Origin of the sequence: Nonomuraea sp. NEAU-A123 (assembly GCF_018603905.1) — a bacterium.
Classification (GTDB): Bacteria; Actinomycetota; Actinomycetes; order Streptosporangiales; family Streptosporangiaceae; genus Nonomuraea.
In genome coordinates this window covers 244973-268227 of sequence record NZ_JAHFZZ010000016.1, presented here as the reverse complement: position 1 = coordinate 268227, position 23255 = coordinate 244973, and the positions used below count along the sequence as shown (strand labels likewise).

29 protein-coding genes are annotated in these 23255 nt (G+C 70.1%); 14 read left to right on the top strand and 15 right to left on the bottom strand.

The window, feature by feature from the left end; genetic code table 11:
• A partial coding sequence (locus KLK06_RS40350; RefSeq protein WP_214640960.1) for a transposase occupies nt 1-93 on the top strand: 93 nt, incomplete at its 5' end.
• 116 nt (nt 94-209) lie between these two features.
• Here KLK06_RS40350 and KLK06_RS40345 read toward each other — a convergent pair.
• From KLK06_RS40345 to KLK06_RS40325, 5 genes are all read right to left on the bottom strand, one after another.
• The gene (locus KLK06_RS40345) at nt 210-1169 is read right to left on the bottom strand and encodes a LysR family transcriptional regulator (RefSeq protein WP_214640938.1); all 960 of its coding nucleotides are present in this window, start codon (nt 1167-1169) and stop codon (nt 210-212) included.
• A gap of 47 nt (nt 1170-1216) precedes the next feature.
• On the bottom strand, nt 1217-2233 hold the full coding sequence (locus KLK06_RS40340) for a hypothetical protein (protein WP_214640937.1): 1017 nt from the start codon (nt 2231-2233) through the stop codon (nt 1217-1219).
• 99 nt (nt 2234-2332) lie between these two features.
• Nucleotides 2333-2998: a sensor domain-containing protein gene (locus tag KLK06_RS40335; protein ID WP_214640936.1), complete on the bottom strand. Its 666-nt coding sequence runs from the start codon at nt 2996-2998 to the stop codon at nt 2333-2335.
• Nucleotides 2999-3080: 82 nt separating this feature from the next.
• Nucleotides 3081-3776, bottom strand: coding sequence for a GntR family transcriptional regulator (locus tag KLK06_RS40330; protein WP_214640935.1), 696 nt, complete (start codon nt 3774-3776; stop codon nt 3081-3083).
• A gap of 26 nt (nt 3777-3802) precedes the next feature.
• The gene (locus KLK06_RS40325) at nt 3803-4690 is read right to left on the bottom strand and encodes a dihydrodipicolinate synthase family protein (protein WP_214640934.1); all 888 of its coding nucleotides are present in this window, start codon (nt 4688-4690) and stop codon (nt 3803-3805) included.
• A gap of 99 nt (nt 4691-4789) precedes the next feature.
• Here KLK06_RS40325 and KLK06_RS40320 point away from each other — a divergent pair, with 99 nt between their 5' ends.
• The 3 genes from KLK06_RS40320 to KLK06_RS40310 are packed head-to-tail and all read left to right on the top strand — an operon-like array spanning nt 4790 to nt 7766.
• Entirely contained in the window at nt 4790-6106 is a 1317-nt protein-coding gene (locus KLK06_RS40320) for an MFS transporter (RefSeq protein WP_214640933.1), read from the top strand.
• On the top strand, nt 6103-7104 hold the full coding sequence (locus KLK06_RS40315; RefSeq protein WP_250906719.1) for a dihydroxyacetone kinase subunit DhaK: 1002 nt from the start codon (nt 6103-6105) through the stop codon (nt 7102-7104). The genes KLK06_RS40320 and KLK06_RS40315 overlap by 4 nt, the downstream gene beginning before the upstream one ends.
• The gene (locus KLK06_RS40310) at nt 7101-7766 is read left to right on the top strand and encodes a DAK2 domain-containing protein (protein ID WP_214640932.1); all 666 of its coding nucleotides are present in this window, start codon (nt 7101-7103) and stop codon (nt 7764-7766) included. The genes KLK06_RS40315 and KLK06_RS40310 overlap by 4 nt, the downstream gene beginning before the upstream one ends.
• 131 nt (nt 7767-7897) lie before the next feature.
• Here KLK06_RS40310 and KLK06_RS40305 read toward each other — a convergent pair whose 3' ends face one another.
• The 3 genes from KLK06_RS40305 to KLK06_RS40295 form a co-directional block, all read right to left on the bottom strand.
• Nucleotides 7898-8719, bottom strand: a complete 822-nt coding sequence (locus tag KLK06_RS40305; protein WP_308168674.1) for an SAM-dependent methyltransferase — start codon at nt 8717-8719, stop codon at nt 7898-7900.
• Between the two features lie 63 nt (nt 8720-8782).
• Nucleotides 8783-9205: a hypothetical protein gene (locus KLK06_RS40300; protein ID WP_214640931.1), complete on the bottom strand. Its 423-nt coding sequence runs from the start codon at nt 9203-9205 to the stop codon at nt 8783-8785.
• A gap of 99 nt (nt 9206-9304) precedes the next feature.
• Nucleotides 9305-10123 (bottom strand): SDR family NAD(P)-dependent oxidoreductase, encoded by an 819-nt coding sequence (locus KLK06_RS40295; protein WP_214640930.1) that lies wholly within the window; start codon nt 10121-10123, stop codon nt 9305-9307.
• A 92-nt stretch (nt 10124-10215) separates the two neighbouring features.
• On the opposite strand from KLK06_RS40295, the gene KLK06_RS40290 reads away from it, so the two are divergent.
• From KLK06_RS40290 to KLK06_RS40280, 3 genes are all read left to right on the top strand, one after another.
• Entirely contained in the window at nt 10216-10794 is a 579-nt protein-coding gene (locus KLK06_RS40290) for a TetR family transcriptional regulator (RefSeq protein ID WP_214640929.1), read from the top strand.
• A 116-nt stretch (nt 10795-10910) separates the two neighbouring features.
• Entirely contained in the window at nt 10911-11210 is a 300-nt protein-coding gene (locus tag KLK06_RS40285) for a hypothetical protein (protein WP_214640928.1), read from the top strand.
• Nucleotides 11207-12322 carry an NlpC/P60 family protein gene (locus KLK06_RS40280; RefSeq protein ID WP_214640927.1) on the top strand — a complete coding sequence of 372 codons (1116 nt, stop codon included), beginning with the start codon at nt 11207-11209 and terminating at the stop codon, nt 12320-12322. Before KLK06_RS40285 ends, KLK06_RS40280 begins: the two co-directional genes overlap by 4 nt.
• 89 nt (nt 12323-12411) lie before the next feature.
• Here KLK06_RS40280 and KLK06_RS40275 read toward each other — a convergent pair whose 3' ends face one another.
• Nucleotides 12412-12615 (bottom strand): cold-shock protein, encoded by a 204-nt coding sequence (locus tag KLK06_RS40275; protein WP_214640926.1) that lies wholly within the window; start codon nt 12613-12615, stop codon nt 12412-12414.
• 568 nt (nt 12616-13183) lie between these two features.
• On the opposite strand from KLK06_RS40275, the gene KLK06_RS40270 reads away from it, so the two are divergent.
• Nucleotides 13184-13711 carry a hypothetical protein gene (locus tag KLK06_RS40270; RefSeq protein ID WP_214640925.1) on the top strand — a complete coding sequence of 176 codons (528 nt, stop codon included), beginning with the start codon at nt 13184-13186 and terminating at the stop codon, nt 13709-13711.
• Nucleotides 13712-13824: 113 nt separating this feature from the next.
• Here KLK06_RS40270 and KLK06_RS40265 read toward each other — a convergent pair whose 3' ends face one another.
• Entirely contained in the window at nt 13825-14340 is a 516-nt protein-coding gene (locus KLK06_RS40265; RefSeq protein WP_214640924.1) for a GNAT family N-acetyltransferase, read from the bottom strand.
• 281 nt (nt 14341-14621) lie between these two features.
• Between KLK06_RS40265 and KLK06_RS40260 the strand changes: the two genes are divergently transcribed.
• From KLK06_RS40260 to KLK06_RS40245, 4 genes are read left to right on the top strand one after another with little or no spacing between them, the layout of a single operon-like run.
• A complete protein-coding gene (locus KLK06_RS40260; RefSeq protein WP_214640923.1) occupies nt 14622-15029 on the top strand; it encodes a carboxymuconolactone decarboxylase family protein in 408 nt (135 codons plus the stop codon).
• Nucleotide 15030: 1 nt separating this feature from the next.
• A complete protein-coding gene (locus KLK06_RS40255) occupies nt 15031-16260 on the top strand; it encodes a Tm-1-like ATP-binding domain-containing protein (RefSeq protein ID WP_214640922.1) in 1230 nt (409 codons plus the stop codon).
• Complete coding sequence (locus KLK06_RS40250) at nt 16257-17078, top strand: phosphoenolpyruvate hydrolase family protein (RefSeq protein ID WP_214640921.1); 822 nt, start codon at nt 16257-16259, stop codon at nt 17076-17078. Before KLK06_RS40255 ends, KLK06_RS40250 begins: the two co-directional genes overlap by 4 nt.
• Nucleotides 17079-17087: 9 nt before the next feature.
• Nucleotides 17088-17495: a cupin domain-containing protein gene (locus KLK06_RS40245; RefSeq protein ID WP_214640920.1), complete on the top strand. Its 408-nt coding sequence runs from the start codon at nt 17088-17090 to the stop codon at nt 17493-17495.
• 57 nt (nt 17496-17552) lie between these two features.
• On the opposite strand, the gene KLK06_RS40240 is transcribed toward KLK06_RS40245, so the two are convergent.
• Nucleotides 17553-18395 (bottom strand): CAP domain-containing protein, encoded by an 843-nt coding sequence (locus KLK06_RS40240; RefSeq protein WP_308168673.1) that lies wholly within the window; start codon nt 18393-18395, stop codon nt 17553-17555.
• A 540-nt stretch (nt 18396-18935) separates the two neighbouring features.
• On the opposite strand from KLK06_RS40240, the gene KLK06_RS40235 reads away from it, so the two are divergent.
• Nucleotides 18936-19301, top strand: coding sequence for an ArsC/Spx/MgsR family protein (locus tag KLK06_RS40235; RefSeq protein WP_214640918.1), 366 nt, complete (start codon nt 18936-18938; stop codon nt 19299-19301).
• A gap of 4 nt (nt 19302-19305) precedes the next feature.
• Here the strand turns inward: KLK06_RS40235 and KLK06_RS40230 are convergent, their stop codons facing one another.
• From KLK06_RS40230 to KLK06_RS40215, 4 genes are all read right to left on the bottom strand, one after another.
• Nucleotides 19306-19860 (bottom strand): LysM peptidoglycan-binding domain-containing protein, encoded by a 555-nt coding sequence (locus tag KLK06_RS40230; RefSeq protein ID WP_214640917.1) that lies wholly within the window; start codon nt 19858-19860, stop codon nt 19306-19308.
• A 270-nt stretch (nt 19861-20130) separates the two neighbouring features.
• Nucleotides 20131-20787 (bottom strand): CAP domain-containing protein, encoded by a 657-nt coding sequence (locus KLK06_RS40225; protein ID WP_214640916.1) that lies wholly within the window; start codon nt 20785-20787, stop codon nt 20131-20133.
• 82 nt (nt 20788-20869) lie between these two features.
• On the bottom strand, nt 20870-21652 hold the full coding sequence (locus KLK06_RS40220) for a CPBP family intramembrane glutamic endopeptidase (RefSeq protein WP_214640915.1): 783 nt from the start codon (nt 21650-21652) through the stop codon (nt 20870-20872).
• 35 nt (nt 21653-21687) lie between these two features.
• Nucleotides 21688-22161 carry a VOC family protein gene (locus KLK06_RS40215; protein ID WP_214640914.1) on the bottom strand — a complete coding sequence of 158 codons (474 nt, stop codon included), beginning with the start codon at nt 22159-22161 and terminating at the stop codon, nt 21688-21690.
• Between the two features lie 86 nt (nt 22162-22247).
• Between KLK06_RS40215 and KLK06_RS40210 the strand changes: the two genes are divergently transcribed.
• Nucleotides 22248-23216 (top strand): YafY family protein, encoded by a 969-nt coding sequence (locus tag KLK06_RS40210; RefSeq protein ID WP_250906718.1) that lies wholly within the window; start codon nt 22248-22250, stop codon nt 23214-23216.
• Nucleotides 23217-23255 lie beyond the last annotated feature (39 nt).

Here is a 23255-nt window from a genome sequence, read left to right as displayed (position 1 = left end):
TTCTGGTCCCCGTCCTACTTCGCCGCCTCCTGCGGCGGTGCCCCACTATCGATCATCAAGGAGTACATCGAGAACCAGAAACGACCCGGCTGATCTGCCTATCCAGACCTGCCCGCTACTACACCACTCGGGCCGGGAGGCCCTCCCGCGCTGTCGTTTCCTCCCGGGCGTAAACGCCCGGGGTTCCACGCCAGAATCCGCTGAAACGCTCAACTCCACAACGTGATGTGGATGGACGGGCGGAAGCGGCCCACGTTCACGCCGGGGCCGCGGAGCATGGCCTGGGTGGCGCGGGGGGTGGTGACGAAACGGACCAGTTCGGCCGCTGCCGGTGCCACGCCGCCCTCGGACAGGGTCATCGTGACCCAGCCGCCGTCGAACCGCAGTGACGGGCCGGCGACGCGGACCAGCCGGCCGTTGGCGAGGTCCTGCGCCACCGCGAACGAGATCGCCGGGGCCACGCCGCTGTTGCGCTGCGCCTGCTCCAGGGCGGCGGCGTGGCTCTGGTAGATCTGCTGGTGGTGTTCGGGCACGTTGAGCTTGCGCAGCATCGTCGGTACGGCGCCGAGGTCGGTCGCGGCCGAGGGGCCGAGCAGCCATACCTGGTCGCGGAGCTGGTGCGCGCCGACGTCGCGCCCGGCGAGCGGGTGCTCGGGCCCGCATACGACGACGAGCTGGTAGTTCAGGAACGGTTTGCAGGACAGCGTCTCGTCCGCGCCGCCGCCCGGATGGGGGCCGATCGCCACGTCCACGGTCCGCGAGCGGAGCAAAGACCCGAACCGCCGCGGGTCGTGCACGCTCAGCTCCACGTCGAGGTCGGCGGCCCGCCCGGCGAACAGCCCGATCAGCCCGGGCGCCGCGTACTCGGCGAACAGGCTCGACGCGGCGACGCGCAGCAGCCTGCGGCCGCGCCCGGCCTGGCTCACCTCGATGATCGTGCGCTCCTGCAGGCTGAGCATCTCCGCCGCCCTGCTCGCCAGCCGTAACCCGCCGGGCGTGAACGCCAGCCCGGCAGCGGTCCTGGTGAACAGCCGGTCACCGAGCTCCTTGCGCAGCTGACCGACGTGCAGGGAGACGGCCGCCTCCGACACGTCGAGCTCCGCGGCCGCCTGCTTGACCGACCCGAGCCGCACCACGGCCGCGAACGCGCGAAGCTGCGTGGGCGTCATGTGCAAAAGCTACTGGCCGGACTTCAAAGATCATAGAGCAAAAGCGGTCAGTCGCCGGTGACGCTGATCTGGGCGGTCCAGTCGGCGACGACTCGCGTTTTCTTCGGTGCCGAAGCAGGCACGACGGCCGCGAACCAGCTGGCCTGAACCAGGATGACCCGGCTGCGGAACTCCTTCTTGCCGCTCAGCACGGCGGGCTCCGGCCGGGTGAAGGTGAGGGTCGCGGCTTTGGGGCGGGCGACGAAGACCTGCTGCTCCCGTACGCCGTACCAGACGACGGCCCCTCCTCCCGTGGCGCGCAGCGCGTAGATCGACGGGACCACCTGGGTGCGGTCGCGTACGTCCCACTGGCCGCGCAGAAGGCGCAGGTCGGCGAGGCGGGCGGTGGTGGACTGGGTGGTGTAGGGGCCCGCGCCCAGGAGGCGGTTGGCCCGGGCGTCCTTGCCGTTGGTGGCCAGGGAACGCGCGTGCGCGGCGGCCATCACGCGGGGGGCGATCGCGAGCTTCGCGGTGGCGTCGGCGGACACCGCGGTCGCCCGCCCCTCGTCGTCGACGGCGATGGGTAGGGCGGGGCCCTGGAGCGGCGTGCTCGTCCGGGCGACCAGGCGCCAGCCGTCGGAGGTCTCCTGGAGGATGAGCTGGGTCCGGTCGTCCTCGCCCCGCTCGGTGATCTCGGCCAGGAACCAGCGGGCTCCGGGGGGGTTCTTCGGGATGACGAACCGCGTGCTGGTGAGGGGGGGAAGGGCGCCGAGCCGGTCGCCGCGCAGCTTGGCGAGCCGGAGTATGGCCCGGTCGATTTCCAGCGTCAGGCCGGTGCTCGACGCCTCCAGTCCGGCTCCGTCCTGCAGCCTGGCCTGTTGCAGCTGCTCGCGGTAGCGGTCGAGGACGAGTGCGGCCTCGGCCTGGGTCAGTTCGCCCTGCGCCGGTGCGGCCGGTGAGGCGGTCGTCCGCGGTAGGGAGCCCACCGACCAGGCACCGTCCTGGGATGGTGTCCCGGCAGGGCTGCACGCGGCGACCATGGCCAAGGCCAGGCCACTCACGAACAGCTGGCGATTCACCGGCACGGATACCTCCGCGACATGCCCGTGGGAGCGTCCTGAGCTGTCTTGATGGTGTACGGCCCGCACTTGGTCCAGGTTCAATCAGCGGGTGCGGGGATGATCTCACACTCCGGCGGCGAACCGGTGCGCCGGGATGGTCGCGGGGCGCTCGTCGTACGCGGGACGGGTCAGCATCGCCTGGGCGAGGCTGGCCTTGACGAGGGCGGCGCCGCGCACGACCGGCAGCAGGGTCAGCGCGAACAGGACGCCGAGCACGGTGTTGAAGACCACGAGGGTGGTGAGGTCACTGCCGAGGCCGAGCATCCCCGGCAGGTCGCCGCTGTAGCCGGGGATGCGGGCGATGATCCAGCCGTAGAGCGGGAACGTCAGCCCGGCGATCGCCCCCGCCCACCAGACGACGGTGACGACGAAGGTGGCGATGGCGATGGGGAAGGCGACGATGGTGTGCAGGATGTCCAGCGCCGCCTGCCCGCTGGTCAGCGGGTTCATGGTGCGGCGGAACCAACCGGCGTCCGCCGGTGCCTGACGGTAGCGGGGGCGCGCGAGGCGGCGGCCGAGTACGTCGGGCAGCAGCACGCGCTCGACGTCGGCGAAGTTGCGCGCCATGGCGGCGGCCGCGGCCAGGATGGGCAGGCCGACGAACGCCACGGCACTGCCCACTCCGGCCGCTACGCCGGCCACGACCAGGACGAAGGAGATCACGGCGGTGGGGAAGCCGAGCAGCACGTAGCGGGTGTCGGTGGCGATGCGGTGCCGGAGGGTCGTCATGCCAAGAACGTTACGAGCCGCCGCCTTCCAGATCGCTCCCGCTCGCTGCCCTATCGGGGTGGTGCTGGCCCTACCAAGCGCGTCAGGTCGTGATGGCGTGCGACTCCATGTCGGCCACCGTCCACTCCTCGACCTCGTCCAGGTGGATCGCGGCGGCCGCCTGCGCGGCGGCGACGTCGCGGCCCGCCATGGCGTCGAGGATCTCCAGGTGGCGGCGGGTGGAGCCGGCGATCCGGTGGGAGCCGGTGGCGCCCAGCACACGCAGCCACTGCACGAACGGCTCCGTGGAGGAACGGACCCGGATGAGCCGCTCGTTGCCGGTGGCCGCCACGATCTCGGTGTGCAGGCGGGTGTCACTGGCGAAGAACGGCTCGTAGTCGCCCTTCTCGGCGTCCGCCAGGGCCTCGACGACCTCGGCGCGGAGCTCGGCGATCTGGGGGAGCGGCATGACGGCGGCGGCGATGCCGGTCGCCAGCCACTCGATGCCCTTGCGTAGCTGGCAGACCTCGTGGACGTCGGTGACGCCCGGCCGGGCCACGAACGTTCCCGACCGAGGGCGCGTCTCGATGAGCTGGTCGTGTTCCAGGCGGGCGAGCGCCTCGCGGACCGGGGTACGCGAGACGCCGAACTCCGTGGCCACCGCGTTCGGATCGAACCGGGAGCCGGGGGCGTACACCCCGCTGGTGATGCGGTCGCGCAGGATTCCGTAGAGCTGGTCCGAGATGGAATCCACGACCAGGGACGAGCTCTTCGAGAGCTTGACGGACTGACCCGGCACGATCTCTCCCTGCAGATGTGTGACGTCTAGTCGATCAGGTTAGCCGTGCGGAGGGCCGCCGCGATCCGCTCGCGTTCGGCGGGGCTCGCCGGCGCGAAGGGCTTGCGCGGACGTCCTCCGTTGCGGCCCTGCAGCTCCAGCGCGGCCTTGAGCGTGGCAGGCAGGTTGGGGCCGTCGATCGCCCGCCACACCGTGAGAATACGCTCGTGCAGCTTCAGGGCGAGCGCGTGATCGCCGTCCTGAATGGCGTTCCACAGCTCGACGCTGAGCCGCGGGGTGACGGTCGGGATGGCCGCGAGCGCGCCGTGCGCGCCGAGCACGAACGCCGGGTAGTGCAGGTCGTCGAGCGCGGCCAGGATGGTGAACCGGTCACGTACCCGGGCCAGCAGGTCGACCAGCAGGTGCATGTCGCCGCCGCTCTGCTTGATGGCTATGAGCTGCGGGACGTCCGCGAGCCGCTCGATCACGTCCACGGGTACGAGGGCCCACGGCACCACGTTGTACAGCACGATCGGCAGGTCCACCGCGGCCCCGATCTCGCGGTAGTACGCCACGGTCTCCTCGGCCGACGGCGCGAAGACGTAGTGCACCGGCGTGATCTGCAACGCGTCGACGCCCACCTCCTTCAGCGCCAGCGAGTAGCGGATCACCTGGGCCGTGGAGTTCTGGATCACGCCGGCGATCACCGGCACCCGCCCGGCGACCTCCTCGACCACGACCTGGCAGATGTCCCGGCTCTCCTCCAGGGAGAGCGTCTGGCCCTCGCCGGTGCTGCCGCACGCGCAGATCGCCGTGACCCCCGCCTCCAGCAGGTACTTGACCTCCTGGCGCAGCAGATCGAGGTCCACCTCGTCGTTCTCGTCGAACGGGGTCACCACCGTGGAGATCATCCCGTGCAGGTTCAGGTCGCTCATCGACATCCTCCTCGTGAACTCGTGAACCGGCTATTGCGGCCACGTTAAATCTAGTGTCTGATATATTAGATTATCACCCGGACATGAAAGGAATGTCCAATGCAGAGCGGGACGCCAGTCAAACGTGTCGTCTGGGCCAGCGCCCTCGGCACGACCGTGGAGTACTACGACTTCACGCTCTACGCCACGACGGCCGCGCTGGTCTTCAACAAGGTCTTCTTCCCGGCCGAGATACCGCTGGTCGGCACGTTGGCCGCGTTCGCCACGTTCTTCGTCGGCTACCTGGCACGCCCGCTCGGCGGCCTGATCTTCGGCCACTTCGGCGACCGGCTGGGCCGCAAGAACATCCTCATCACCACGATGCTGATGATGGGCACCGGGACCTTCGCCATCGGCCTGATCCCCTCGTACGAGTCGATCGGCATGGCCGCGCCCCTGCTGCTGGTGCTCATCCGGCTGATCCAGGGACTGGGGATGGGCGGTGAGTACGGCGGCGGCGTGCTGATGGCGCTGGAGTACAGCCCCAAGCAGCGCCAGGGCTTCTTCACCTCCCTGGTGCACATCGGCACCCCGGCCGGCGTGCTGCTGCCGGTCGCCCTGGTCACGGGGCTGGACGCGTTCCTTCCTGAAGGCGCGTACGAGTCGTGGGCCTGGCGCCTGCCGTTCCTGGCCAGCATCGCGCTGATCGCCGTCGGCTTCTACATCCGGCTGCACATCAGCGAGAGCCCCGAGTTCGTCAGGATGCGGGCCGAGCGCGAGGTGCAGAGGCTGCCGGTCAAGGAGCTGTTCGCGGGTTACACGAGCAAGGTGCTGCTGTCGATCGTCGCCAAGGTGGCCGAGAGCGGGCTATTCAACGTCTACTACGTCGTCGCCATCGCCTACGTCACCACGGAGCTGGGCCTGCCGCGCGGGCCGGTGCTGATGGCCGTGCTGATCGCGTGCCTGGCCGAGTGCGTCACGCTGCCGCTGTTCGGAACGCTGTCCGACCGGATCGGCCGGCGCAAGGTGTACGTGGGCGGGGCGGTGTTCCAGGTGCTGCTCGCCGTGCCGTTCTTCCTGCTCGTGCAGACCGGCAGCCTGCCGCTGATGACGCTGGCCATGGTGCTCGGCCTGGCCGTCGGCCACGGTGCCATGTACGGCGCGCAGGCGGCGCTGTTCGCCAACCTCTACCCGGTCCAGGTCCGCTACACGGGCCTGTCGGTCACCCAGCAGGTGGGGGCCACGCTCGGCGGAGGGCTCGCCCCGCTGGCGGGCACCGCGCTGCTCGCGGCGGGTGGCGGCCACTGGACGTGGCTCGTCGTCTATATGATCGCGATCGCGGCCCTGTCCAGCCTGGCGGCGAGCCGACTGAGCACGGGCGAGCTGAACCGCGAGGCGCTTGGGCAAGCGCCCGCAGCCAAGGAGTCGATCCAATGAGCCTGTTCCTCGCCGAAGGCGATCCCGTGGCGCCCGCTCTGCGCGGGTTCGCCCGGGTGCACGCCGACCTCGTCGAACTGAACCAGGACCCGGTCTTCCTGCGGGCCCGCGACCGCGATCCGCGCCGGATCGTCGGGCTGGTGTCCGGCGGCGGTTCGGGGCACGAGCCGCTGCACGGCGGTTTCCTCGGCCGGGGGATGCTCGACGCGGTGGCGCCGGGCCAGGTGTTCGCCTCGCCGCACAACCGGCAGGTGCTGGAGGCCAGCCGGGCCGCCGCCGGTCCCGGCGGCGTCATCCACATCGTGAAGAACTACACCGGCGACCGGATCAACTTCGGCATCGCCGCCGAGCGCCTGCGGCACGACGGCATCGAGGTACGCCGGGTGCTGATCGACGACGACCTGGCCACCGAGAGCGCGGAGACGGCGACGGGACGGCGCGGCACCGGCGCGACCGTCATCGTGGAGAAGCTCCTCGGCGCCGCCGCCGACGAGGGGCTCGGCCTCGACGAGCTGGCCGGGCTGGGCACGCGGTTCGCCGCCGCCTCACGCAGCCTCGCGGTGGCGGCACGGGCCCAGACCTCGCCGCAGACCGGCGCGCCCTCCTTCGAGCTGGGGCCCGACGAGCTGGAGTACGGCGTGGGCATCCACGGCGAGCGGGCGGCCAAGACGATCACCCGGCCGCCCGTCGGCGAACTCGTCACCCGGATGCTCGACGAACTGCTGGCCGGTCTGCCACCGGGTCCCGACGACCTCGTGGTCCTGGTCAACGGGCTCGGCGGGACCACCCAGCTCGAGCTGTACAGCATCTTCGACCAGGTGGCGGACGAGCTGCCGGCGCGCGGGCTGAACGTGCGCGGCTCGCAGGTGGGGACGTACGTGCCGGCCCTCGACATGGCGGGCTTCTCGCTGACCCTCACCCGGCTCGACCCGTCCTGGGACCGCTGGTGGCGGGCCCCGGCCACGACACCGGCCCTCGTCGTCAAGGAGAACCGATGACCGCCTCACCCGTACTACGCCGCTACGCCGCCGGGGTGGACGCGGCCCACGCCGAGCTGACGCGGCTCGACCAGCTCAGCGGGGACGGCGACTTCGGTGACAACCTGCGCTCCGGGTTGCGCCGCGTCATCGACGAGCTCGATCGGGCCGGTACGGCGGGCCATGGGTTCGACGTGGCGGGACGGGTGTTCCTCGACGACGTCGGGGGCACCAGCGGGCCGCTGTTCGGCCTGCTGTTCACCGAACTGGGCCAGGCTCTCGACGGCTCGGCCACCGAGGCCACCGATGCGTCGGGCGCCGGGTCGGACGTGGCTGGGGCGGTTCGTGACGTGCGGCGGTGGGCCGTGGGCGCGTCCGCCGGGCTGGCTGCGATCCAGCGGGTGGGCGAGGCCGAGGTGGGCGACTGCACCCTGGTCGACGCACTCGTGCCCGCCGTCGCGGCGCTGGAGGACGACGGCGCCGGAGCGTTCGCCCGCGCCGCCGAGGCGGCCGCCGACGGCGCGCGGAGCACGGCCGAGCTGCGAGCGCGGCTCGGGCGGGCCAGCTACGTGGGCGACCGGGCCAAGGGTGTCGCGGATCCGGGAGCGGTCGGGGTGGCGCTGCTGTTCTGGGCTCTGGCCGAGGTCGAGGAGCCCGGCTCGGGAGTCACCCTGCCGTATTGAGGTCAGCCCCGGCCATGCCGAGGTCAGCCCCGGGACGCACCGAGGGTCAGCGCCTGGCCGCACCGAGGTCAGTGCCCGGCCGTACAGGCGTATCAGTCGGGCGTCTCGGGTGGTCGGCGCGGGTCAGGTCGTTACGGGACGCGCCCGACGCCGCCCAGGACGCCGCCCTTCTCCAGGCCGGGCGGGATGAACTGCTCGTCGTTGCGCCAGTCCTGCGCGGGTACGACGCCCGGTTCGAGCAGTTCGAGGCCGTCGAAGTAGCCGCGCACGGTCTCGCGGTCGCGCCAGATCATCGCGCCCGAGCTGGACTGCCGGTAGACGTCCTGGGCCTCGGCGAGCCTTTCCGGGATGCCCTCGTTCTCCTCGATGTACCCGTGCGAGATGATCAGGTAGCTGCCGGAGACCAGCGGCTCGCGCAGGGTCTGGACGATGCGGGCCACCTCCTCGTCGTCGGCCAGGAAGTGGAACACCGCGACGACGAGCACGGCGACCGGCTGGCTGAAGTCGAGGTGCGCGGCGGCGGCCTCAAGGATGGCCTTCGGGTCGCGCGTGTCGCCATCGACGATCACCGTGTCGGGGTTGTCGGCGAGCAGGGCACGGGCGTGCACCAGGACGATCGGGTCGTTGTCCGTGTAGACGACCTTGGCGTCCGGGATGATGCGGTGCGCGACCTGGTGCACGTTGTTCTGGGTGGGCAGGCCGGTGCCGATGTCGAGGAACTGCCGTACGCCCGACTTGGCGGCTTCCTCCACGGCCCGGATGAGGAACCCGCGGTTGGCCCGGGCGATCTCGCGGATGTCCGAGCCGGTCTCCAGACTGATCCGGACGATGTGCTCGGCCGCCTCGCGATCGGCGGAGAAGTTGTCCTTCCCGCCCAGGAAGTAGTCGTACATCCGAGCGACGCTGGGGACGGTCGGGTCGACCTTCCCGGCGGGCTGCTCATCCTCGGGCACGACTACCCCCTTCATCACGTATGCCCGCATCCTACGGCGAATAGGGATATCTGTGGCGGTGTGTCAGTCCGGCGCCCAGTACTTCACGAGGAACCTCTCCAGCCGATGCACCACCGGGGTCCAGGTGCGGGTCAGGGTGTAACGGCTGACGCGGTGGCCCTTGTAAGTGAGCGTGTACTTGAGGAAGTCGGCTCCCTGCGGCTGGGCCTCGGAGTGGCCGAGGCGTAGCTTCTTCAGCTCGCCGTGCAGTTTGCGCTTCTCGCCGCTGGTGAGGCACTTGTCGACGGTCGGGCCCGTACGACGGCTCAGTCGTACGCAGCCGTTGGTGTAGACGATCACCCGGTTGTCGAAGCCCGCGAAGCCGCCCTGCTCGCGCAGCTCGACCAGCACCTTCTTGGCCACAGGCGTGGCCAGCGCGGCGGTTGTCATGGTGGCGCTCAGGAGGGTGCTCACCATCAGGGCGAGCGCGATCCGCCAGATTCTCATACCTATAGGACGTCCGGGAGCGGCGAAACGGCTCACGATCATCGGAGAGCTACGACCAGGACGCCATCTGGGCCGTCGCGGCTCCCTGGGCGCCATGACTTACAGCAGGTGGCTGGTCAGCTCGTACAGGCGGCGTGCGTCACCCAGGTCCAGGGTCGGCAAGCCCGGATCGACGGGCTTGCGGCGGTCGTAGGCGAGGAGTCCCCGGCCGGACGGGTCGTCCATCAGCTCGATGATCGGCTGGATGCTCTTCCCGACCGGCTGGGCGAAGACCTTGGCCAGGACCTGGACGATCGTCTTCGCGGGCTGCTTCAGCGAGCTGGTGCCGCTGTCGGTGAAGCCGGGGTGGTGCAGGACGTACCGTGTCCGGCCGCCCCGGTGCACGTCCGCGTAGGCGACGCCGAGCAGGTCGGTCGCGCGGCCGCCCTGGAGCATGGCCGCCATGCTGCCGAATCCCCGCTTCAGCGACAGGTCGTCCCAGTGGATCCGGCCCTTGGTCATCCCGACGCCGCAGATGTTCACGATGACCGGGTTGTCGCCCTTCTCCAGTAGCTCGGTCAGGCCGTGGCCGAGGAGGAAACGGCTGACGTAGTACAGCGCGAACGTGCCCTCGAAGCCGTCGGGGGTTTCCACCCGCTGGGAGAAGTGCCGGAGAGCGGTGTTGACCAGGCCGTCGAGCGAGTCGTGCGTCGCCTTGACCGTCTCGATCACGCGCCGGTTCTCGGCCACGGAGGTCAGGTCGGCCTGGATGAACGCGGCCCGGTCCCGGGCGCCGAGCCGCCCGGCCTCGTCGAGGACCTGCCGCCCCCTCTCCGGATCGCTCCCCACGATCGTCACCTGGTCACCTTGCCCGAGGTAGTGCAGGGCCAGCCCCCGCCCCATCCCGAACGTGCCCCCCGCCACCACAAATTTCCTCATTTATCCTCCTCAAGTCATCGAACGGTGACTTGAGTGGACAGTAGCCGCGCGCTGCCTACAATGTCAACGGTCGATGACTCAGGAGGGGCGGCGTGACCGAGACGCGTAAGAGGGACCGGGAGGCCACCAGGGCGAAGCTGCTGGAGGTCGCCAGGCTGCGGTTCGCCCGCGAGGGGTACGACGGGACGAGCGTGCGCGACATAGCCCGCGACTCGGGCGTGGATCCTACGCTGATCTTCCGCTACTTCGGCTCCAAAAAGCGGCTCTTCGACGAGGCCACGGCCACCGGCGAGGTGCCCGCCGACCTGCTCGACGGGCCGCCGGAGGAGCTGGTCGCCCGGATGCTGCGCTCGGTCGTCTTCCAGGACTGGTCGCGGTACGGCGGCGAACATCCCCTCGTCGCCATGCTGCGCTCGTCGGCGCACGAGGACACCAGGCAGCGCATCCGCGAGGAGGTGTGCGGCACCTACGTCCGGGCCCTGGAGGAGCTGGTCGACGGGCCGGACAAGGAGCTGCGGGCGGAGCTGCTCAGCGCCTGGCTGGTCGGCATCGGCATCCTGCGCTCCGTCGTCGCCACTCCGGCCCTGGCCACGGCCACGTCCGATGACGTCGCCCCCTACCTGGCGGCCGTGGCCACCAGCCTGCTGGGCCGCCCGATGTCGGGAGGCTGAGAGATCGGCGCGATAAGTGCGGCTTTTATGCCTGAATAAGGGCCATTCCGATACGATCAGCTACTTGTGGTGAATGCTCAATTTGATCAGTGCGTCGTGCCCCTGGAGGATCGCTGATGGCGAAGGTCGACCTTCACCGCCAGGCGCTCGAAGACTGCCAGTCGTCGGCGAACCGGCTGTCCAAGGAGTTCGCCGACCTCGCGGGCCAGTATCCGGCCAAGACCGCCGACTCCAAGCTCTTCGGTGACCTGACTGGCTCCGCCTCGCTGGCCGCCGTCCTCGACAAGATCGAGAAGGGCGTTTCAGGCGAGCTCGGGCAGGCCCAGCACAAGCTCCAGGGCGTCGAGCGGGCTCTGGAGAAGGTGGTCGACAACGTCCGTGCGGCCAACAAGTCCTCGGGCGCGGATCAGGGGTGAGTGTGGAGCTCGGCGATCTGCCCGGCGGCGACGTGCTGGCGCGCATCCTGGAGCGGGTCAGCGGCGATCCCGGCGCGGTCCGCGACGTCGCCAAGCGATGGCGCGGCGCGGGCGGCAAGACCGGCGAGTACGTCGGCCGGCTCGGCACTGCCGTCAAGGGCGTCAACACGGCCTGGCAGGGCGATTCCGCCGACGCCTTCGACAAGTACATGAGCCGCTACTCCACGGCCGGCGGCGCGCTCTACGACGCCATGACCGACAGCGCGACGGTCCTCGACAACGTCGCCCAAGCGCTGGAGACGTCCGCCTCGAAGGTACGCGGGATCTGCGGTGACGTCCTCGACAAGGCCAGCGCCTACAAGACCGCCCACCCCCACGCCACGCAGGCGGAGTTCGACAAGGCGCTCTCGTCGCACGTCTCCGACGCGGTCGAGGACGCGACGGTGCACCTCAACTCCGCCAACAAGGCCGTGAACCAGGCCGTGAAGACGATCGGCGGCCATTGGGACGATCGCGAGGCGACGTTCGCGGCCATCAAGGCGCCCGGCGACCAGACGTTCGTGCCCGCGCCGGGACACACCGTCCACTGGGACCGGACGCCGCTCCCCGACTGGCAGACGACGTCGCTGGCGAGTGCGGACGGCAGCGGCTCCAGCCCCGTCTCCGCGTCGAGCCCGGCCGGCGGGTCCCCGACGGCCGCGTCTTCCGGGGGCGGGGGTGGGGGCGGGACCGCTCAGGCCGTGCCGTACGTGCCGGGCGGCGGCACCGGCGCGGACATCGTCAACGCCACGCGGCAGCACCTCGGCAAGCCGTACGTCTGGGGCGCCAACGGCCCGAACGCCTTCGACTGCAGCGGGCTCGTCTACTACTCGCTGAACCAGGCGGGCATCAAGATCGGTGACACCACGGCGGCCGGATACCAGGCGAGCGGGCAGCCGATCTCGGGGCCGCCGCAGCCCGGTGACATCGTCTTCTTCGGCGCCCCGCCCGATCACGTGGGGGTCTACATAGGCGACGGCAAGATGATCCACGCGCCGCACCCGGGGGCGAACGTCAGGGTGGGAGAGGTGGCGGTCCAGCACGGGCCGATCACCTACCGGCGCTTCTCCTGATCCAGGTTTCTTGGGCCATTTTTAGCCTGACACACGCGAACCGGGGCCCGCACCTGCGGACCCCGGCTCGTCGAGATGATGCGTGGTGATCAGACCGGAACGATGTTCTCGGCCTGCGGGCCCTTCTGGCCCTGCGTGATGTCGAAGCTCACCTTCTGGCCTTCCTGCAGCTCGCGGAAGCCCTGGGCGGCGATGTTCGAGTAGTGGGCGAAGACGTCGGCGCCGCCGCCGTCCTGCTGGATGAAGCCGAAGCCCTTTTCCGAGTTGAACCACTTCACGGTGCCAGTCGCCATGTCGATCTCCCTTGATAGGCGCAGAGCTGGAACTCGCAGGTCACGAATCCCATGTCGCCGCAATGACCCATCCGGAAATGACCGGGTGAAAACAACACGCCTTCGGGGGGCAAACCCCGTCGGGCGCGCACAGAGTTCGTGGGTACCAAAACTGCAACAGCTGCCACGCTAGCACGTGGCCTCTCGTACTCCCTCATGAAAAATGGCAGATCTTGGGACCTGCCTGGTGGAACGGAAAATCACCGGCGCTTCCCCTGGCCGGGCCCCGTGTTTGGGTCAGGAGACAACTGCCGTTCCGCCTTGATCAGAACTCCACCCGCGCCGCGGGGAGCGTCTCGACCGCCGCTGTTCCGCCTTCGGTCGTCACCTCGCCATCGGGGCGACAGGATCGCCCGACAGTGAGCGCGGGCGGCCCCGGCTCCGCGGCCGCCTTATGTTAACCCGACATAGATAAATCAAAGCGGCATATCAGACGGCTCTAATGTTGCGTAGGCAGAGTTCAAGGCGTGCGGATGACCTCCGGGGCCGAATTCATCGGGGGTTCGGCCGGGTCATCCACGATTGGACGTTGATCTCAGTGCGCTTCATCAAGCCCCTCACCGTGACCGCTGCCGCCACCGCCCTCATCGCTCTGCCGTTCGCGGGCGGCGCCTTCGCCGACACCGCCAAGCCGCAGCCCACCACGACGATCACGCCGGGCCCGAGGACCACCCCGCCGACCGCACCGGTGAAGACCAGCCGCCCCACCCCCACGGCTGACACCCTCTACGTGCAGGAGACCAAGCGGCGGGACCGCACCTCCCTCGACGTGTCGGTCAACCCGACCCGCGTCAAGCAGGGTGCCTCCTACGGGGTGACCATCGTCGTCAAGGGCGCTTCGGCGGGCGGCGCGGCCACGATCACGAGCCCCGAGGGCAAGAGCTACCGCGTGTCCCTCGACCAGCGGAAGGTCACCAAGACCCTGACCGTGCCGGCCCACGCCAAGCCCGGCACCAAGACCGTGTCCGTCAAGGTCGGCAACCGGGTCGCCACCGCCACGTTCACCGTCGTGAGCAGCGGCGCCCACCGCGATGACCACCGCCACGAGGGCAAGTAGACCCTCGTCGCGGAATCAACCCGCGCCGCGGACCGGCCGTGTCCCCGTGACCGGTCCCGCGTGGGCGCCGCGCCGCCGTACCAGAACACCTGGTACGGCGGCGCGGCGCGGGATCATACGCCGAACGGCGGCGCGTACCTGATGGTGCCCGCCGGCAGCGGGCTCCCGTCCAGCGACATGGCCATCAGCGCCTCGTCCGGCACGTCGAAGGACACGCCGATGCCGTGCCCGGAGGCGATGGTGAAGCCGAACCGCGGATAGTACTCGGGATGCCCGAGCACGACCACGGCGCTCTCACCCCGCTCGCGGGCCGCCTGAAGTGCCGCCCGGGTCACTGCCGCACCCGCCCCCTGCCGCTGTACGGCCTGCGAAACGGCCACCGGCCCGAGGGCCAGCGCGGACGCCTGCCCGATGTGGCAGCGGGTGAGCAGGGCATAGGCGACGACTTCCCCCTCAGGGGAGACCCCCACCCAGGACAGACCGCGAATCCAGGCCGGATCGAGGCGCAGCGCCTCGACGAGGTCGGCTTCCAGTGGGGTGGGGAAGGCCGACAGGTTCACCGCGCGGATGGCAGCGGCGTCCCCGGGCGTCTCCGCCCGCGGTGTGATGGTCGACGGTGTGATGTTCAACGGAACCCTTCATCGGAACAGAGGGCTCCCGCGGAGAACGGCCGAGCTCAGCGGCGTTGACCGGCTCCCGGGCAGCCCGTAAGGACAGGGGAGGAGATGCCGCGCACAGCGGCCACCCAACGGGCGGTCATACGCTCCTCGCTCCCTTCCCTACTCACCGGCGCCTCAGCCGTCGTTCAACCGACGTTGATCAACATACCGCATGGGCCGTCCGACGACGAGGCGGCCCGCGCGGATTGTCAGGTTTCGTCGTCCTGTGGGGAGTCGTCCTGCAAGGAGCGGTGCAGGCGGCCGCTGGCGGCGTTCATGTGGCCGCGCATGGCCGTGACGGCCGCGGCCGGCGTGGACCGGTCGATGATCGCGGGGCCGCCGACCGGCTGCTGGACATGCTGTCCGGGCCCGGCGCCGACCTCGGGCGCTACGGCGTGGAGTTCAACTTCGGCGAGATCTACTCACGCCCCGGACTGGACCTCGAACAGCGGCAGATCGCCTCGATCGCCTCGCTGGTCAACATCGGTGGCGTTGAACCTCAGCTCACCGGGCACATCAACGCGGGGCTCAACGTGGGCCTCACGCCGGGAGAGATCGTCGAAGTGATCATCCACTGCGTTCAGTACGCGGGGTTCCCCAGGGCGATCAACGCGATCAACGTGGCGAAGAAGGTCTTCGAACAGAGGGGTGTGGCGTGAGATGCCGACCGTCGTACTGATCGGGACGCTCGACACCAAGGGCGACGAGTACGCCTGGCTGCGCAACCGGCTGGTGGAGCTGGGCAGCGACGTGCTCGTGGTCGACACGGGAGTGCGCGAGCCCGGCGTCAACCTGCTGCCCGACGTCTCCAACGAGCGGGTGGCCGACGCGGCCGGAGGTGACCTGCGGGCGCTCCAGGAGGGGGGCGACCGCGGGGCCGCCGTCACCGCGATGGGCGAGGGCGCGGCGGTGATCATGGCCGAGCTGCATGGCGCGGGCCGGGTCGACGCGGTGCTGGCCGTGGGCGGCAGCGGCGGGTCGTCGATCGCCGCGCGGGCGGTCCGCGACCTGCCCATCGGCCTGCCCAAGCTGATCGTGTCCACGATGGCGTCGGGTGATGTGTCGCCGTACGTCGGGGCCAGGGACGTCATGCTGATGTACAGCGTGGTCGACATCGCGGGCATCAACTGGGTCTCGCGGGCGATTCTCGGCAACGCGGCGGCCGCCGCGGCCGGCATGGCCAAGGCGCACCAGTTGGCCAGGGCGGTGCGGACCGCGCAGAGCGGGGATCGGCCGCTGATCGGTGCGTCGATGTTCGGCGTGACCACGCCCGCCGTGGACGCGGCGCGCGAGCGGCTGGACGAGCTCGGTTACGAGGTGCTGGTCTTCCACGCGACCGGTTCGGGCGGCCGGGCGCTGGAGGGGCTGGCGGCGAGCGGGCTGCTGGCCGGGGTGCTGGACCTGACCACCACCGAGCTGGCCGACGACCTGGTCGGCGGGGTCCTGTCAGCGGGTCCCGAGCGGCTGACGGCGGCGGGCGCGAACGGCGTGCCGCAGGTGGTCGCCCCCGGCGCCCTGGACATGGTCAACTTCGGCCCGCGCGACACCGTGCCCGCGCGGTTCGCGGATCGGCTGCTGTACGTGCACAACCCGACCGTCACGCTGATGCGCACCACGCCGGAGGAGATGGCCGAGCTGGGTGCTCGGATGGCCGCCAAGCTCAGCGCGGCGACCGGCCCGACGGAGCTGTTCATCCCGCAGCGGGGCGTGTCCGCCCTGGACGCGCCGGGCATGGACTTCCACGACCCCAAGGCCGACGAGGCCTGCTTCGAGGCGCTGGCCGTCTTCCCCGCGACCGAGCGGCTCGACCTGCACATCAACGATCCGGAGTTCGGCCGGACGATGGCCGAGCGGCTGCACAGCCTCATCTCGGGAGGGGATCCCTCGTGACCAGGCAGGAGGTGCTGGCCAGGCTCCGCCGGACCGTCGCGGAGGGGCGGCCGGTGATCGGCGCGGGCGCGGGCACGGGCCTGTCGGCCAAGTGCGCCGAGGCCGGCGGCGTCGATCTGATCATCATCTACAACTCCGGCCGCTACCGGATGGCCGGGCGCGGCTCACTGGCCGGGCTGCTGCCCTACGGCGACGCGAACCAGATCGTCGTCGAGATGGCGTCCGAGGTGCTGCCCGTCGTCGCCGACACCCCGGTCCTCGCGGGCGTCTGCGGCACCGACCCGTTCCGGGTCATGCCGCGCTTCCTCGACCAGCTCGCCGCGATGGGCTTCGCGGGCGTGCAGAACTTCCCCACCGTGGGTCTGTACGACGGGGTCTTCCGGCAGAACCTGGAAGAGACCGGCATGGGTTACGAGCTGGAAGTGGAGATGGTCCGGCTGGCCCACGAGCGCGACCTGGTCACCGCTCCTTACGTCTTCGACGAGGAGCAGGCCCGCGCCATGGCCGAGGCCGGCGCCGACGTGCTGGTCCCGCACGTCGGGCTGACCACCAAGGGCAGCATCGGGGCGGGCACCGCCCTGACCCTGGATGAGGCCGTGACCCGGGTGCAGGCCATGCGCGACGCCGCGGCGGCCGTGCGGCCCGACATCCTCGTGCTCTGCCACGGCGGCCCGATCGCCGAGCCCGAGGACGCCGCCTATGTCCTGTCGCGCACCCAGGGCGTGGTGGGCTTCTTCGGCGCCTCGTCCGTCGAGCGGCTGCCCACGGAGCGGGCCATCACCGACCAGGTACGAGCCTTCAAAGCACTGAACTTCTGAGGAGACGCCATGCACGTCAGTCCGGACACCGTGCCCACGATGGCCTTCGACTGGGGGTCCATCAAGTGGTTCGTCACCCCGTCGGCCATCGAGGGGGCGAGCAGCACACTGGGCGAGGTCATCATCAACCCCGGTCAGGGGCATGCCCGGCACAACCACCCGAACGCCGAGGAGATCATCTACGTCATCTCCGGCGAGGCGTCGCAGATGGTCGACGACGGTGAGCCGTTCCCGATCAAGGAGGGTGACACCGTGCACATCCCGGCGGGCGCCTACCACTCGACGTTCAACTCGACCTGGCGGCCGTTGCGCCTGATCGTCACGTACACGCCCGGTGGCGAGGAGAAGGCCCTGGAGGGCGCGCCCGACCTGCACCTGCACGAGCCCGGCAGCGTCGCGGAGTGGCGTCAGGCCTGAGGTGATGCCCCGCGGCCGGGCGGCCGGCCGCGGGGCATCGTTCTTCTCGGGCGGCCGCTACTTGGCGGCGAAGTCCTGGGTCCAGTAGATCTGGCCCCGGGAGTTCTTGGCCGCGCCGACGCCGATGAGGTTGTACTTGCAGTTCATGATGTTGGCCTTGTGGCCCGCGCTGTTCATCCAGCCGGTGACCACGGACGCCGGGGTCGGCTGGCCCATGGCGATGTTCTCGGCCCAGCCCGTTCCGCCGGTGAAGCCCGCCGCGCGGATGCGGTCCAGGAAGCTGCGGCCGTCCTGCGAGGTGTGGCTGAAGTAGTTCTTGGTCGCCATGTCGGAGGAGTGGCCGAAGGCGGCCGTGCGCAGTTGGGCGTCATGCTTGAGCGGCTGGCAGCCACCCTTGGCCCGCTCCGCGTTGGTCAGCCGTACGACCTCGTTCTCGTCGGCCGTTCCGACCGTGTTCGTCGACGGCGTGCCGGTGGCCGTGGGGGTGGACGTCGGCGACGACGTGGGAGACCCCGTGGGGGACGGTGTGCCCGTCGGGGTGGGCGTAGGCGTGGTCGGCGCGCAGGACGGCAGCCGGACCGGCCGGGACTTGCCGGTGTTGCCGCGGTAGTCGGTGACGAACGCGTAGTAGACACCGGGGGTGCACGGCAGCGCGACGGTGACCCGCGGGCTGACGCCCCTGCCCGACGCGCTCTTGACGGTCCGGTCGGGGCCGGGCACCGCGCGCTTGATGCGGACGCGGACCAGGGCGGTGCCTTCGCAGCCCTGCCGGGTGGCGGAAGCCTGGATCTTGCCGGCGGTGGTGACCTGCGGCTTGGCCACGGTCACGCGACATGCGGTTCGCGGCACCGTTGCGGCGTCGGCCGTGGCGATCGGCGCACCGAGGGCTGCCAGGCTCACGAAGCCAGCGAGTACCCCTAGGCGTCTACGCATATGGGTGTCCTCCGTATGGAGTGGACGGCGGGTGGGCGTTCCGCATTCTGTCGGTGCCAGGTGCCCTCTGTCATGAAATTTCGGACATCAATCTGTGATGTGGGTAAACCAAAGTGATCCCAGAGGCGTCGGGAACCCCTGCTGACACTGGCCTTTCCGGCCGGAATCCGGGTCCGGCATTTTTTTCACGGAAACGGCCGCGCGATCACGCTCGGTAACCGGACTGCTCTGTGCCGTGGCCTGCGTAACGGCTCGACAGGGCAGGATCGGGCCCCGGGGCGGATCAAGCTCGGGGGAGATGGCGGCGGTTCTCTCAGCCGCCTCGCCCCTGGTCACGGGGCCATTCGAGCGCCGGATGGCTATTTAGCGGCGCTTGACGTGGTAATCCGTATGGCTAACACTTGCTAGTGAAATAGGGGGCAGGTCACGTTCAGTGCGCCTCCTGTTTCTCCATGGGACGCCTTGCCGGACGGCTCCGCGCTCCTCGCATCCCCAAAGGAAGTCAGCATGGAGATCTGGATCAACCCCGACTGCTCCAAGTGCCACTCCGCGCTGCAACTCCTGGACACCGAGAACGCCGAATACACCATTCGCCGCTACCTCGATGATCCGCCCAATGAGCTCGAACTCCGCGAGGTGCTCACCAGGCTCCGCCTCGAGCCCTGGGACATCACCCGCTTCGGCGAGACCACGGCCGCCGACCTCGGCATCGCCGACTGGCCCCGCGACGCCGCGAACCGCAATCGCTGGATCAAGGCGCTGGCCAGCCACCCGATCCTCATCCAGCGCCCGATCATCACCGCCGGAGACGGCGCGGCCGTGGTCGGCCGTACGACGGAGGCCGTCCGCTCCGTGCTTTCCCGCTCCTCCTAGCGGCTCAGCCCGCGCCCCAGATCCGCTTGTCGGGATCCGGGGCGGGGAGTGCGGACAGCACGGTGGTCACGTTGTCCCAGTCGGCGACCTGGACCCGGTCGGCCATGAGCCGCAGGCGCTTGGGGATCGCGTGATGGGCGTCCTGAAGGACGTCGACGCCCTCGATGATCTGGCTGGTCACGGCCTCGTATCCCATGCCGCCGCCTTCACCTTTGAAGAACATCGTCCCTTCCTTGCCGCCGCCCCAGAAATTCCCGATGGCGTTCAGTTCCGCCGCCACCGCGTTGACGAATTCGCCGAGGTCGTGTTTCTCGGTGTCGAACCCGCCGGCGGCGGACCTGATATGGCCCGGATAGATCTCCATCGGCAGGCGCAGCCGCATTCCCGGACGTAGTGCGCCGGGATCGTCGAGGAGATCGCGGTTCGCCTGGTAAATGCCGCCCCAGAGGGCGCCATTCTCGAAGAGCTGCTCGGCGATGTCCCAGAGCGAATCGTACGGGCCGCCCTGAGGAGTGACGGTAACCGTTTCCGGCGGTTTCGGGTCAGGGTCAGGAGCCATGCGTCACCCGTGTCGTCGCTGCGCAGCGCTTTCACCCCGGCCACCACGCTCACATCTCCGACGGCGAAGAAAGCGCTGCCGATGCTGTATTCGGTGAGCTTGCTCAGCAGGATCCTGGCGATGTTGTGCTCGAGCAGTTTCGACAGCAGCCGCGGGTCCGCGAGCCGCGCCCAGGCGGCGGCGGCCTGGCGGGCCTTGGCCGGATCGCCGTCCGGGTAAGGGACGGCGAGCATCTTGAACACGAAGCCGGCGATGCCGACGACGGGGTTTTCATCGGCAGAAGCCGAACACCTCCGTCGTCACCAGGGTGATGGTGGAGGTGACACCCGGGCGCGCGCTCCCGTTGCGTACCGAGATGCCGGTCTGCTTCATCTGCGGGTTGAGGATGTTCTGCCGGTGGGAGGCGCTGCTCATCCACCAGCGCACCGCCGCCCGGGGCGTCGCGTACGCGGTGCCCCAGCCGGCGTAGACGTTCTCCAGCGCCTGCCACGTGCCCGAGGGGCAGTAGCCCGCCGCGCGTATCCTGCTGGCCACGGTGGACCCGGTGCTCGGGTTGACGTGCCAGTTGGCGCCGTCCACCCACCACTTCTGCTGGATGGCCGCCTTCACGTGAGCGTCGGCCGCGTTGTACAGACGCAGGGTGTCCTCCACCGGGGCGAGCCCGGCCTTCGTCCGCTCGGCGTTCACCAGGCAGCGGATGCTGGCGGAGGCGAACCCCTCGTTGAGCGTGACCGCGGCCTTGATCCGGCTGTCGGTCCAGTCCGGATACTGCTGCCGGTACCACTGGGGCGTCCTGACTGTGTCGTCCGCGCCGCCGCACGCGGCCGCCGCCGATCCCGCCGAGGCGGGTGCCGTGGCCGTGATCAGCAGGCCCAGCGACAGTAGTGACGACGCGGCCGCCGCGGCGGCGAGCCTCTGCATGCCCATGGTCGTTTCTCTCCTCATATCGGGACTTCTCGTCATCCCGACTGTGCGATCCGTGGGCGCGGACCGCATGAGTAAGCCGTACTCAGGGAAGCCAGCTCACCCGGCCGTGCAGGGCGGCGTAACCGGCGAAGGCGACGGCGTCGATGAGCGTGTGCGCGATGACGAGCGGCATGGCCCGGCCCCAGCGCTGGTACAGGCGGCCGAACACCAGCCCCATCACCACGTTGCCGACGAAGCCGCCGAACCCCTGGTAGAGGTGGTACGAGCCGCGCAGCAGCGCCGCCACCACCACCGAGCGCCAGGGCGCCCATCCCGCCTGCTCCAGCCGGCGCAGCAGGTAGCCGCTGACGAGCACCTCTTCGAGCACGCCGTTCTGCGCGGCGGCCAGCAGCAGGACCGGGATCCGCCACCACACCTCGGGCAGCCCGCCGGCCACGACGTTGAGGTTGATCCCGGCGGCGTACACGGCCAGGTAGAAGGCCAGCCCCGTCCCGCCGATCGCGGCCGCGAGCAGGGCGCCGCGCACCAGGTCGCGCCGTGGCTCACGGAGATCGACGCCGATGGACCGCATCGACTCGCCGGAACGGACCAGCAGGTAGGCGACGAGCCCGACCGGGGCCACGTTGATCGCGATGCCGACGAGCTGCAACGTCAGGTCCAGCCAGGGCCGTCCGGGAGCCAGTGATCCGACGAGTACGGCCTGCTGCCCCTTCAGTTCCCGGGGCGCCGTGAGCGCGCCGATCAGCCGGACGAGCGCCACGAGGGCGCTGGCCCCCAGCGAGACGGAGAACACCACGAGGATCTCGGCCCGGATCAGCCTCGGTCCGAGGGTCAGGGGCGGCACGGCGGGGGACTGCGTGGTCATGGCCGCAGAGTAGCCCGTAGCCGGTAAAAGGAGCCTCAGCGCGGGAAGAAGTCGGCGCTCTGCATGTACTCCATCGCCTTGACGAACACCGGGTCACCGAAGCGCGCCTCCAGCTCCTCGGGGCTGACCTCTTCGACGCGGGTGTGGATCCACCACAGGTTGCCGAGCGGGTCGCGCACGCGTCCCGCTCTGTCGCCCCAGGGCACGTGGGTGATCTCGGTCACCGAGGTGCCGCCCGCCGCGACGGCCCGCCGGTGCACGGCGTCGGCGTCGTCCACGTACAGGCGCAAGAACGCGGGCGTCGGCGGCCAGTCCGGCGGCGCGTCGAGCATCATCACCACCGCGTCGCCGATCCGGACCTCCGCGTGACCGATGTGCCCCTCCTCGTCGGTCGTCACCCGGCCGAGCTCCTCGGCGCCGAACGCCTCCTTGACGTACTCGATGAGCCGGGCCGTGTCGCGGCAGATGACGAACGGCGTCACGGTGGTGTAGCCCTCGGGGACAGCCATGATGCTCCTCCTTGTGATCGGTTGCTCCGCACGCTAGAGGCCATGTAGGTCGGTTCCTGTCCCACATGGGAGGGCATGCTGGATCCATGACGTCCGCACGGCTGCTCGACCTGCTGTCGCTGCTGCAGATCCCGCGCGAATGGCCGGGCGGTGAGCTGGCCGAGCGGCTCGGCGTCAGCCGCCGCACGATCCGCCGCGACATCGACCGGCTCCGTGACCTCGGCTACCCGGTGGCCGCCACGATGGGCGCCGACGGCGGATATCGGCTGGTCGCGGGTACGGCCATGCCGCCGCTGCTGCTGGACGACGAGGAGACCGTGGCCATCGCGGTCGGACTGACCACGGCCGCCAGAAACCCGGTGCGCGGCATCGCGGAGGCGTCGGTGCGCGCGCTGGCCAAGCTGGAGCAGGTGCTGCCCGCCCGGCTGAGATACCGGGTGAGCTCGCTCAACTCCGCGACCGTGCCCATGCCGTCCGCCGACGGCCCCGACCTCGACCCGGAGCACCTGACCACGCTGGCCGCGGCGATCGCCAACCGCGAGCGGGTGCGGTTCGGCTACCGGTCCGCCGACGGGGCCGACGGCCCGCGGCTCGTCGACCCGCACCGGCTCGTTCCCGCCGGTCGCCGCTGGTATCTCCTGGGCTACGACAACGACCGAGACGACTGGCGCATCTTCCGCATCGACCGCGTCTCCCGCCTGACGGCGACAGGCGCCCGCGTCACGCCACGCGATCTGCCCGCCAAGGACGCGGCGGCATACGTCGCCGACCGGCTCTACTCGCTGCTCCCCACCTACGAGGCGGTGGTCACCCTGCACGCCCCGGTGGCGGAGGTGGCCCCGCGGCTGGGCGCCGGGGTGGGGGAGCTCACGCCGATCGACGAAGGAACTTGCCGGCTGCGCTGCCACGCCGACACCCTGGAGTGGCTGGCCTTCCGGCTGACGTTGCTGGCTTGTGACTTCGACGTGCACAAGCCCGCCGAGCTGACCAGCCATCTGCGCGAGGTAGCCTCACGTCTAGCCCGCGCCGCAGGTCCCGGGCCACTTCAACTGTGAAGCTTGTGTTACGTCTACGTTATCCCCTCCGCTTGACAC